Genomic DNA, 11,619 nt, shown 5'->3' on the forward strand with positions numbered 1-11,619 from the left:
AAAAGAACCGTATTCTTTATTCCTATTCTAATTAATTTTCAACTTTTACTATTGCCATTTTTCCGTTGTAAGGTTTATTTCCTTTTGCTTCCAACGCCTTTTGAGCATCTGATAAACCTTCAAATTTTTCGTAATAAATGTAATATTTACTTGTTGTTATGTCATAAAAGAAATTAACATCTGAACGTCCGGCAGCAACAGCTTTTGTTAAAAACTGATCGCGTTTTTCAACACTATTGTGAACTGCAAGAATTAAATAATAGCCATTTTCAGAGTTTTTAATATTCTTAATAATCTGCATATTTGACTGATCTTCTCCAAAATCAAAATCACTTTCAGTCAATGGCGTACTGCTTAATTTTGTCGTTTCTTTTATACGTTTAAGAGCTGCAATATCCTGAGCATATCTTCCCTGATCATTTTCATAAGCTGCACGTTTAATTCTACGTTTTTTCTCAATTTCAGTTTCCGTTTTAATACGCTCTAAATTAGCAATCAATGCAATATTATCTTTTTCAGCTTTTATTTGAGCTGCCTTCAATTCATTGATTTTTTCCAAATAAGCTCTGTTTAAAGCATCATCTTTATTAGGAACCTTTTTAAGTCTTTCGTTATATAGATTTGTCAAATTCGCAATAGCATTCTTTTGAGCTCTGTTCGCATCAGCAATCTGACTTTTTAACGACTCTATCATACTATTTTCTGCCGCAACACTCTTAAATGGTTTAGGTTCTTTATAAATACCTTTTTCACTCAAATCATTTTCTTCCTTCATATCATCCAAATCTTTTTGCTTATTCGCAACGGTGGCATTAAATTTCGCAATTAAATCTGACTGAACTTTACCTGAATCTTCAATCGATAGTGTTAAGTTATCAATCTCTTTTGCAGTTTCATCTTTTTGAGTCGAGGCAGCCAGTGCATCCGCTTTAGCTTTTTCCTCTGCTGCTAACTTAGCTTGTAGTGCTTCTGCATCAGCTTTGGCTTTGGCTTCAGCTGCTAACTTAGCTTGTAATGCTTCTGCATCGGCTTTGGCTTTGGCTTCGGCTTTGGCTTCGGCTGCTAACTTAGCTTGTAATGCTTCTGCATCGGCTTTAGCTTTAGCATCGGCAGCTAACTTAGCTTGTAATGCTTCTGCATCGGCTTTAGCTTTGGCTTCGGCTGCTAACTTAGCTTGCAATGCTTCTGCATCGGCTTTAGCTTTGGCTTCCGCAGCTAACTTAGCTTGTAATGCTTCTGCATCAGCTTTAGCTTTGGCTTCCGCAGCTAACTTAGCTTGTAATGCTTCTGCATCAGCTTTAGCTTTGGCTTCGGCTGCTAACTTAGCTTGTAATGCTTCTGCATCAGCTTTAGCTTTGGCTTCGGCTGCTAACTTAGCTTGTAATGCTTCTGCATCAGCTTTGGCTTTGGCTTCAGCTGCTAACTTAGCTTGTAGTGCTTCTGCATCGGCTTTAGCTTTGGCTTCGGCAGCTAACTTAGCTTGTAGTGCTTCTGCATCAGCTTTAGCTTTGGCTTCCGCAGCTAACTTAGCTTGCAATGCTTCTGCATCGGCTTTAGCTTTGGCTTCCGCAGCTAACTTAGCTTGCAATGCTTCTGCATCGGCTTTAGCTTTAGCATCTGCTGCTAACTTAGCTTGCAATGCTTCTGCATCGGCTTTAGCTTTGGCTTCGGCTACTAACTTAGCTTGTAATGCTTCTGCATCAGCTTTGGCTTTAGCATCTGCTGCTAACTTAGCCTGTAATGCTTCTGCATCAGCTTTGGCTTTGGCTTCAGCTGCTAACTTAGCTTGTAGTGCTTCTGCATCGGCTTTAGCTTTAGCTTCGGCTGCTAACTTAGCTTGTAGTGCTTCTGCATCAGCTTTGGCTTTAGCTTCGGCTGCTAACTTAGCTTGTAATGCTTCTGCATCGGCTTTAGCTTTGGCTTCTTCAGCCAATTTCAACTTTTTAGCTTCTTCTTCAGCCTTAGCTTTATTCGTCGCTTCTGCATCAGCTTTTAGTTTAGCATCAGCGATTAATTTTGCCTGTAAAGCTTCCATATCAGCTTTTGCTTTTGCTTCGGCAGCTAATTTTGCCTGTAAGGCTTCCGCATCAGCTTTAGCTTTGGCTTCCGCAGCTAACTTAACTTTTAATATCTCTGCATCAGCTTTGGCTTTAGCTTCGGCAGCTAATTTTATCTGTAATGCCTCAGCATCGGCTTTAGCTTTGGCCTCTGCTGCAATTCTTGATTGTCTTTCTTCAGCATCGGCTTTAGCTTTGGCTTCGGCGGCTAATCTTTCTTTTTCTGCCGCTAATGCAGCTGTTTTCGCTTTGGCATCTGCTGCTGCTTTGGCTTTAATTGCAGCATCCTTCGCTGCTTTAGTTTTAGCTTCAGCTGCTGCTTTCGCTTTAGCTTCAGCTGCTAATCTTGCCTGAAGTGCATCAGAATCTGCTTTTGCCTTAGCATCAGCAGCAATAATAGATTGTAAATCTGCTGCTTCTGCTTTTGCTTTAGCTTCTGCTTTACGTTTTGCTTCTTCTGCATCGGCTTTAGCTTTAGCTTCTGCTAATAATTTTGATTTTGTTGCTTCAGCATCGGCTTTAATTTTTGCTTCTGCTGCTAGTTTTATTTTTAATGCCTCAGCATCTGCTTTTGCCTTATTATCTGATTCTAATTTTGCTTTTGCTGCAGCTTCAGCATCAGCTTTAACTTTTGCTGCTGCAGCCAATCTTGCCTGTAATGCTTCAGTATCAGCCTTAGCTTTAGCTTCTGCTGCTAATTTTGCTTTTGTTGCACCATCTACTCTTGTAATTGGAGCAGTTGATTTTTTAGCTATTACAGGTTTTGGCTTGTAAGTATCTATTAAAGAGCCTTCTTCATCATCTCCATAATAGTATCTTGTATTTTTAAATTTATATGCAATAACAAATTCATGAGAGGCTCCTAAATTGGTGAAATTACCAAAACCTCTTTCATAATTATATTCAATTGCAATATTGGCTGTTATATTAGCTCCTAATCCTGCAGAAACTCCGTATAAAGTATTATAACCAACTTGCCCCCAAATTCCTTTCGGAAGAGTTAACATAGCAAGCCCTGAAATAATGGTATTGTCTTTTTTAATTTCTGTTTTTACAATCCCTGAAAATTTACTTTGATCAAAAAAACCATAGCTATCAATATATCCTGTATACATAGCGTGCAATTGAATGGCTTTTTCAGGATCCTCTTTTACCATTCCTGAACCAAAATTATACAGAATTAAATTGTTCATGGATAAACCGAAATCAAGAAAGGCCGTTCCGTAGTTGATCCCTGGATTTATTGCAATAAGAGTATTTGTAGGATAATCTACATTCAAAACATCGTCAGATATTATTTTTCCTTTATTCAAACCACTTTGGTAAGCACCAACGTTTAATCCAAAAGTTAAATTACTGTCCTCTTGTAATTCAATATTATGAGCAAAATTGAAAACTCCCCCAAAAACTGTCATTAAACCGTAATTTTGCTGAAATAAACCTATAGCATACCCATCATTTTCCTTCAAACGTCCTGAGTAATTAAAGAGATAAGTATTTGGAGCGTCATCAAATTGTACGTATTGTCTTTTGTTATAGAAACTTACCGTAGGATTTTGTTCCCTAACAAAACTGAATGTCGGGTTGATTAAATATCTATTAAACTTTAATGAATTTCTGATAGGTAATGAAAACGAAACAACTCCACCCTCATTTGTATCCTGAGAGTAGAGTAACTTTGGTAAACCGCAAAATAAAGTTAAGAATAGTAAAATTTTCTTCATATTATTTTAGCACCGTTATTGATCCCTTTTTTTCACCTGCATCGCCTTTAATGACATAGTAGAATACCGGATTTATATTTTTAATATCTAATCCTGTCTGAGGCCAATCACCTTGATAATTGACAACATCCAGAACCTTTTCTCCATTTGAGCTTATAATTATAACTTTTGTGCTTTCGTTTTGATATTCTTTAGGAATATTCCAATATGGAGAAGTACTTAATTGAATGATGTTTGGAATTACTGTAGCGTCACTTGGTGGTCCATTAACTTTAAAAGTAAATTCTTTTGTAGAAATACATCCACCTGCCTGAGAAACTTTTACTCTATATTTTCCTCTAAAAGAAACTACATAAGTATCAGATGTTGCTCCTTCAATAAGATTACCATTCAAATACCATTCATAAGTTGGGCTTGAAGCATCATCTGTTACAGTGACACTTAAAGTTTCACCTTCATTGATAGTTGTTTCTTCAGCCACATCAATACTTGCATCAAAGCTATTACTAATTAGGTTAATGCTTCCTGATCCTGAACAACCTCCAAAATTAACATCAACGGTATAAACACCTGCTTCGTTTGTAGCATAAGTACGGCTTGTTACACCGCTTATTACTACACCGTCTTTTTTCCAGATGTAACTATTACCAGACGTTGCCGTCAAAACAGTATTACCCCCGTTTGCACAAAAAGGATTTCCCAAACTAGAACTAATTGAAACCGATGCTCCTGATCCAGATGAACTTGTAACTGTAACACGATTAGAGCTAAAATTATTATCAGAACATTTACCGTAGTCAATTTTTGCATAATAACTACCTGGAGTATTCACAGCTAAACTTGCTGCACTTTGTCCGGAAACCACAACCTCATCTTTATACCAAATGTATTTTAAGTTTGAATAGTTTACTGGTGAAGACTCTTTTACTGACGGGGTAGGATTGTCAATAGAAAGTGTCAGACTTCCTCCACTACAAAAAGTAGCAGTACTAGCCTGATTATTGATAGAAAACGAATCAACATAATTTTTATAATAAACGGAAAAAGTATCGTTATTACTAAAATTTTTAATTCTTTGGCTATTCACACTTTTATTGCTTCTAATTCTTATACTATAAGTGTCAGACCCTTTTAAATCAACGGGAATAGCAAATTTTATTTTTTGCTGGCTAGTAGAAATATTTGTAACTTCAAGCTTAGTGGCCAAAAGCGGGGTAGCTAAAAAAACTCCGTTCTCGTCTGATATTTCTACGTCAAAAGTTACATCAGCGGTAAAATCACTATATGTAAAAGTTACATTATACTCATTAAAGGGTTTGCCGTTTACAAAATCCCCTGCACAAATATTCACAAAATCAAACTTACTTGCTGAGATTGTGGCTTGGGCATTAGATTTGTAAACGGTAAATAAAAAAACTCCTAAAACAAATAATGATTTTAGAGAAAGAGTAGTTTTTTTCATCATATAGTGCGAATTCTTGCCAAATCTATATCTTCAAAAAACAAAATATCTATAAACGTTTCAGAAAAATCATATTTATAATTCTCAATAATATCTTTTGCAAGCGCTGAGTATGTTGCGATATTTTTGGACTGCTTTTCTGTGGTTTTGACATCTGTATTTGATTTATCAACTCCTTCAGCGACTACAGCAAAGCTATCCTTGGGGATGGATAGCTCTACTATAAACTGTTTAGAATTATCTAAAATAATTACAGGTGTAATTGCGGTTGCTTGGTTTAATTTTTTTAACGCACAAGAAGACTTACCAGCAGCAATATTTGAAGAGACAGACTTTTCAATTTTGCTTTGGGCATATAAACTTAACGATAAAGGGAAAACCAAAAATATTGTATATATAAAATACTTTTTAATACTTGGGGCCATATTCTGTTTTGATCTTTATTTGGGTCCTGTACAAGACGTATACATAAATTGTCTGGGGACTTTTTATTAATAAAATTTACGCTTTAAAATAAAAATCTAAATCTCTTATCTGTTACCGCTTGAAGCAGTAATTTTTCCTAATTGAAGTCTGAAATCTGGTTTCTTTGGATTAAAAATATCTATAAATGTTTCTTTGTTATCACTTTGAGAGTACACGTTAAAGAATACACTATTACCATACCAGCTCTCTAAATCTTCATTATTTGAATTGAACTCGGTAAAGATGTTTCCTTTACATAGGTTGAAGTACATTTCCTCAAATTTAATTTTCTTAAGATTCGCATCGTTAATTTCTGTTTTACTGTCTAATAATACAGCTGGGTTAAATCCAGAAATTACACTACGTTTCATTTGAAGTGAAGCGTTTTCAGCAATGTAAACAGCTTCTTTTACCAAACCTGACTGAATATCTGCATTAATATTTTCGCTATCATTAAGCATAGTAATATTCGATGCTACAACCAAAGTTTGTTTTTTAGTAAAATCAGTTTCGCTTTTTTTCTCGTAAGAAGCAACTTCCATACAACGAGATCCGTCTTTATTACTTGATAAATAGGAAGATCTTACTGCTAGTGAATTATGAAGACGACATTGTACTCCCTGAGTAAACTTAAAATCATCATTAATTGATTTATAAGAAACTAATTTAGTAGCATTCACATCACCTCCAAAAAATGCAAATGCGTCACCACCAGAATAGCTTACCATAACATTTTCTACAATAGTTTTATTACCAACTGCTGCTAAAGTTAATCCATTAAAAGTTCCTGAACCTTTTACTTTTTTTCCTGCAAATTCAATTCTAACAAATCTTAAGATACCTGAATTACCTGCTGCATTATCACCACCATAAGTAGTAAGTGTAGGATCAAGATCTAAGTTATAAGAACCAACATTTCCAAATTTATTAATTGGAGCATCACCAAGAATTACGATTCCTCCCCAATCTCCTGCTTTTTTCTGACTTCTGTTAGAAGTAAAAACGATTGGATCTGTTTCTAAACCGTCTGCAATAATTGATGCACCTTTTGTGACTACCAACGTTCCTTTTGTTTCAAAATCACCAATAATTAAAGTTCCCGGTTCAATTGTTAAAACCGCATTATTGGTTAAATAAACATTTCCCTGCAGAACATAAATATTTCTCTTAAGTAGTTTCGTGTTTGTTGAGATATTTCCAGCCAAAATTTGGTTAGCTTCACCATATTCAACTTTATTAGGCTTAAATTCGGTCCAGTTATTCAACCAGTTGGTGTAGCCCATAATTCCTTTTTCTTGTTGAGCACTCATACTGGCAACTGTCAAAAAAACACAGATAATTTGAGTAAATTTTTTCATGATAAGGGGGTATTAGGGTTAATAATAAATTTGGGTATGCGTATGCGTAAAAAACTCATCCCGAGTTTTCCAAAAATTTAGAATACTACGAAAACGAGCTTTAAGACCTTTTTTAAAATGTTAAATGAAATTTAATTCATGGGTAGGCAAACATTTTAAAAAAGGTTTAAAAGTTTATTTTAAAATTACATTTCATTCAATTCGTTGAATTCATGCAAAGATTTCAATGTTCCTTCGTAAAATAAAATTGCTGCAATTAAATTTGCTTTATCTGAATAAGGCATCATTTTTCTTTGAAAATCTACAGTAGTATCCAAGAAAGTTGTAGTTCCTAATGCTTGATTTTCTAAGGATTTTTTATGTTCGTTATCGTCCGGGATACCTAAGTCTGCCATAGTAACTCCTGGTTTTGTAACCAAAGCAATGTAAGGAAGTGTTTTTACCAATACTTTGATACGTTCGATATACAACTCCAGTAATTCTCCTTTTTGCATACCACTTAATTCTTTTTGATCATGGTATTTACGAATAAGAGCTGTTGTACTAATGATACTTTTTGGAGCGTTTTTAGCTTGTGCTGAAATAGCTCCCGTAGTCAATAAAAAAAATGCACTTAAAAAAATAATTTTCCCTTTCATATATTCTTATTAAAAGTTTGTTGTTGATGAAAACAAAAATATGTAAATTAACTTAATCTGCAACTTTAATATTTTTTTTTTTAAAAAAAAGACTTAAAAAAAACTTAAAGAATTTCTTTTATCCCTGTAAAATAAGCTGTTAACAATTACTAGTTATATTTTTATCAAAATTTAATTATGTAAGATTTTTATATTGAATTGCCCTCAAAAATAATTATTTTCAACGAATATATTACACAAAAAAAACCTACTTTTATCCTGTTAAGCAAAAAACTATTAACAAAAAAATCTTAATATCTCGTTTCAAAATTCTCAATATTAACAAAACCTGACAAAATAAAAATTAACAATTATCCAAAACCAACTATCCATTTAAAAATAAAAAATGAATATTTTAAAGTTTAATTTATAATATTTCCGACTCACTCATTTTCTTATATCTTTGCTTCATGCAATTTTCTCAAATTTTAGGACAGGATCATATCAAAAATCACCTGATAAAAAGTGCTTCTTCAGGAAGAATTCCTCATGCACAGCTATTCATCGGGCCTGAAGGAAGTGGTACATTATCTACCGCTATTGCTTATGCTCAATTTATTTTATGCAACAATACAGGCAATGAAAACGAAAATGGAAACGATTCCTGTAATTTAAAATTCCTAAACATCTCCCATCCGGATTTGCATTTTATTTATCCAACCGTTACAACAGAAGATGTAAAAACAAAACCAAAAAGTTTAGACTTTATTCAGGACTGGCGAACTTTTATTCAGGAAATGCCTTATGGAGGTTTATTTGACTGGTATAAAATTTTGGGTGTTCAAAACAAACAGGGCGAAATTCGGGTTGAAGATGCCCAGGAGGTTTTAAAATCACTTTCGTTAAAATCTTATGAAGGCGGTTATAAGATCATGATTATATGGATGGCCGACAAGATGAATATTGCGGCATCAAACAAATTACTGAAACTACTCGAAGAACCTTCAGATAAAACCATTTTTATTCTGATTTCTGAAAATGAAGAAGATATTATTCAAACCATACGATCTCGTTGTCAGGTAATTCATTTTAATGGAATTCCTGAAAAAGTAATGGCTGAGGCTCTTGTTTCAAGAGAAAATGCAGATCCAAACTACGCCAAAAAAATTGCGCATCAGGCTCAGGGTAATTTCAATAAGGCACTGCACTTGTTAAAAGAGGATGATACTGAATATCCTTTCGAGCAATGGTTTGTTAATTGGGTACGTGCGGCTTTCCGTGCAAAAGGAAATGCAGCTGCCATTCAGGATTTAATTTCATGGAGTGAAGAAATTGCAGCTCTAGGCCGCGAAAGCCAGAAAAAATTTATTCAGTTTTGCATCGAAATGTTTAGACAGGCGCTTCTATTAAATTATCAGACACCTGATTTAGTTTACATTGAACCAAGGGTTGACAAATTTAAACTTGAAAATTTTGCTCCTTTTGTCAACGGAAATAATATTCATGAGATTTTTAAAGAACTCTCTGATGCTATGTATCACATTGAAAGAAATGGAAATGCAAAAATAATCTTAACCGATTTATCCATAAAACTGACTCGTTTAATTCATAAAAAATAGTTTTAAAATGAATAATTCCGCCTCTATTCTGCTTTTGATTTTTTTGGCCCTTACATTTTTACAATCTGGCTACGAAAAAATTTTTTACTGGAAAGAAAATATTTCCTGGCTTAAAGAACATTTTTCTAAAACAGTTCTAAAAAACCAGGTACCTCTTGCTTTACTCCATCTCTTAATTTTAGAGTTAATTTCTGGCATTTTATGTTCAGTTGGGGCAATCCAGTTATTTACAAAAAGTGGTCGTGAATATGGTTTTTACGGCGCTGTATTTTCTTGTATCTGTTTGTTAATGATGCTTTTCGGCCAAAGATTAGCTAAAGATTATGATGGTGCGAGAACCATTGTTATTTATTTTATCCCAGCTGTCATGGCTGTTTATTGGCTGAATTAATCAGTCGTTATTTTAAATTTTACCAAAACGAAAATGAATCCAAAACATCCTTCAGAATCCTTAACTATTTTAACCGATTTAGTTTTACCGAGCGAAACAAATCCTTTAAATAACCTTTTTGGTGGTGAATTATTAGCCAGAATGGATCGTGCTGCGAGTATTTCAGCCCGAAGACATTCACGTCGGATTGTAGTTACGGCTTCAGTAAATCATGTCGCTTTTAACAGAGCTATTTCACTGGGAAGTGTTGTAACAGTCGAAGCAAAAGTTTCAAGATCATTTAAAAGCTCTATGGAAGTTTTTATTGATGTCTGGGTTGAGGACCGTGAATCCGGAAACAGGACAAAAGCAAACGAAGCCATTTATACTTTTGTTGCAGTTGATGATACCGGAAGACCCGTAGAGGTACCTCCAATTGTACCTGAATCCGAACTTGAAATACTTCGTTTTGAAGCTGCTTTACGTCGAAAACAATTGAGTTTATTATTGGCTGGAAAAATAAAACCCGAAGAAGCTTCAGAATTAAAGGCTTTATTTATATCTTAAAAATCTTACTTTTTTATACTCTCTCTTTCGTTGTCACATCAAAAAAAAGAAGTATTTTTACAAAATTATAAGCCTAAAAAAACTAAATCAGTGGTTGCTAACAAACTGATTTACCATAAAAAAGAAAAAATTATAACAATTTAGATAAAAGAAAATGAGTTCAGACAAAGATGCTAAATTAAAAGCGTTACAACTTACGCTTGATAAACTTGATAAAACCTACGGAAAAGGAACCGTAATGAAAATGGGCGACAAAGCCATTGTAGAAGTTGAAACGATTTCTTCAGGTTCACTTGGTGTTGACTTAGCTCTTGGAGTAAATGGTTATCCAAAAGGAAGAATTATTGAAATATACGGTCCGGAATCTTCTGGTAAGACCACATTAACCTTACATGCAATTGCTGAGGCACAAAAAGCAGGCGGAATTGCCGCTTTTATTGATGCCGAACATGCTTTTGATCGAAATTATGCTGAAAAATTAGGTGTTGATATCGAAAACCTAATCATTTCACAACCAGATAATGGGGAACAAGCTTTGGAAATTGCAGAAAACCTTATACGTTCCGGGGCTATAGACATTGTTGTAATTGACTCTGTAGCAGCATTAACTCCAAAAAGTGAGATCGAAGGAGAAATGGGAGATTCAAAAATGGGACTTCATGCACGATTGATGTCTCAGGCTTTGAGAAAACTTACCGGAACTATCAGTAAAACAAACTGTACTGTTTTCTTTATCAACCAATTGAGAGAAAAAATAGGTGTAATGTTTGGAAATCCTGAAACTACAACAGGAGGTAATGCATTAAAATTCTATGCTTCTGTACGTTTAGATATTCGCCGTTCATCACAAATTAAAGATGGTGAAAATGTTATAGGAAACAGAACTAAAGTTAAAATCGTAAAAAACAAAGTTGCTCCGCCATTTAAAACTGCCGAATTTGACATCATGTACGGAGAAGGCGTTTCTAAAACCGGAGAAATTCTAGATCTTGCTGTTGAATTTGAAATTGTTAAAAAAGCAGGATCATGGTTTAGCTATGGAGAAACCAAACTAGGACAAGGACGTGATGCAGTTAAAACTTTGATTAAAGATAATCCAGAATTAGCTGATGAATTAGAAATAAAAATTAAAGATTATATGAAAGAGTTAGCAAACTCTTAACTTAAGATATTCTAAATTAATATTTTACAACCCAACAGTTTTAAAAATCTGTTGGGTTTTTTATTTTTTTTAAATAAAGACGCAACCTTTTAGAAATCTTTACATCTAATAGATAACGTAAACTTCGAAATGTATCTGTCATACGTACTTTCGAAGACTTTTTAGAATAAATTTGGTTGGTTATTCAATAAAAATCCGTTAGTTTTTAATTTGATACT

9 protein-coding genes are annotated in these 11,619 nt (G+C 34.1%); 4 read left to right on the forward strand and 5 right to left on the reverse strand.

Annotated elements, in window-relative coordinates; translation table 11 throughout:
• Positions 1-31: 31 nt before the first annotated feature.
• From GWR14_RS24020 to GWR14_RS12765, 5 genes are all read right to left on the reverse strand, one after another.
• Positions 32-3,781, reverse strand: coding sequence for a PorP/SprF family type IX secretion system membrane protein (locus GWR14_RS24020; RefSeq protein WP_163409404.1), 3,750 nt, complete (start codon positions 3,779-3,781; stop codon positions 32-34).
• 1 nt (position 3,782) lies between these two features.
• Positions 3,783-5,246 carry a gliding motility protein SprC gene (gene sprC, locus GWR14_RS12750; RefSeq protein ID WP_163409405.1) on the reverse strand — a complete coding sequence of 488 codons (1,464 nt, stop codon included), beginning with the start codon at positions 5,244-5,246 and terminating at the stop codon, positions 3,783-3,785.
• Positions 5,243-5,668, reverse strand: coding sequence for a hypothetical protein (locus GWR14_RS12755; protein WP_163409406.1), 426 nt, complete (start codon positions 5,666-5,668; stop codon positions 5,243-5,245). The genes sprC and GWR14_RS12755 overlap by 4 nt, the downstream gene beginning before the upstream one ends.
• Positions 5,669-5,773: 105 nt before the next feature.
• Positions 5,774-7,066 (reverse strand): hypothetical protein, encoded by a 1,293-nt coding sequence (locus GWR14_RS12760; protein ID WP_163409407.1) that lies wholly within the window; start codon positions 7,064-7,066, stop codon positions 5,774-5,776.
• Between the two features lie 185 nt (positions 7,067-7,251).
• Complete coding sequence (locus tag GWR14_RS12765) at positions 7,252-7,704, reverse strand: hypothetical protein (RefSeq protein ID WP_163409408.1); 453 nt, start codon at positions 7,702-7,704, stop codon at positions 7,252-7,254.
• A 449-nt stretch (positions 7,705-8,153) separates the two neighbouring features.
• Here GWR14_RS12765 and GWR14_RS12770 point away from each other — a divergent pair, with 449 nt between their 5' ends.
• The 4 genes from GWR14_RS12770 to recA all read left to right on the forward strand — a co-directional run bounded on the left by GWR14_RS12770 (position 8,154) and on the right by recA (position 11,401).
• Positions 8,154-9,302, forward strand: a complete 1,149-nt coding sequence (locus GWR14_RS12770; protein WP_163409409.1) for a DNA polymerase III subunit — start codon at positions 8,154-8,156, stop codon at positions 9,300-9,302.
• A 7-nt stretch (positions 9,303-9,309) separates the two neighbouring features.
• Positions 9,310-9,693, forward strand: coding sequence for a DoxX family protein (locus tag GWR14_RS12775; protein ID WP_163409410.1), 384 nt, complete (start codon positions 9,310-9,312; stop codon positions 9,691-9,693).
• Positions 9,694-9,726: 33 nt separating this feature from the next.
• Complete coding sequence (locus GWR14_RS12780; protein ID WP_163409411.1) at positions 9,727-10,239, forward strand: acyl-CoA thioesterase; 513 nt, start codon at positions 9,727-9,729, stop codon at positions 10,237-10,239.
• Between the two features lie 154 nt (positions 10,240-10,393).
• The gene (recA, locus tag GWR14_RS12785) at positions 10,394-11,401 is read left to right on the forward strand and encodes a recombinase RecA (RefSeq protein ID WP_163409412.1); all 1,008 of its coding nucleotides are present in this window, start codon (positions 10,394-10,396) and stop codon (positions 11,399-11,401) included.
• Positions 11,402-11,619 lie beyond the last annotated feature (218 nt).

The organism is Flavobacterium ajazii, assembly GCF_010614725.1.
GTDB classification, from domain to species: domain Bacteria; phylum Bacteroidota; class Bacteroidia; order Flavobacteriales; family Flavobacteriaceae; genus Flavobacterium; species Flavobacterium ajazii.

What these genes read in the sequence shown, in the direction of transcription:
- GWR14_RS24020 (WP_163409404.1), bottom strand. Translation starts at nt 3,781, where the DNA reads ATGAAGAAAATTTTACTATTCTTAACTTTATTTTGCGGTTTACCAAAG.
- sprC (WP_163409405.1), bottom strand. Translation starts at nt 5,246, where the DNA reads ATGATGAAAAAAACTACTCTTTCTCTAAAATCATTATTTGTTTTAGGA.
- GWR14_RS12755 (WP_163409406.1), bottom strand. Translation starts at nt 5,668, where the DNA reads ATGGCCCCAAGTATTAAAAAGTATTTTATATATACAATATTTTTGGTT.
- GWR14_RS12760 (WP_163409407.1), bottom strand. Translation starts at nt 7,066, where the DNA reads ATGAAAAAATTTACTCAAATTATCTGTGTTTTTTTGACAGTTGCCAGT.
- GWR14_RS12765 (WP_163409408.1), bottom strand. Translation starts at nt 7,704, where the DNA reads ATGAAAGGGAAAATTATTTTTTTAAGTGCATTTTTTTTATTGACTACG.
- GWR14_RS12770 (WP_163409409.1), top strand. Translation starts at nt 8,154, where the DNA reads ATGCAATTTTCTCAAATTTTAGGACAGGATCATATCAAAAATCACCTG.
- GWR14_RS12775 (WP_163409410.1), top strand. Translation starts at nt 9,310, where the DNA reads ATGAATAATTCCGCCTCTATTCTGCTTTTGATTTTTTTGGCCCTTACA.
- GWR14_RS12780 (WP_163409411.1), top strand. Translation starts at nt 9,727, where the DNA reads ATGAATCCAAAACATCCTTCAGAATCCTTAACTATTTTAACCGATTTA.
- recA (WP_163409412.1), top strand. Translation starts at nt 10,394, where the DNA reads ATGAGTTCAGACAAAGATGCTAAATTAAAAGCGTTACAACTTACGCTT.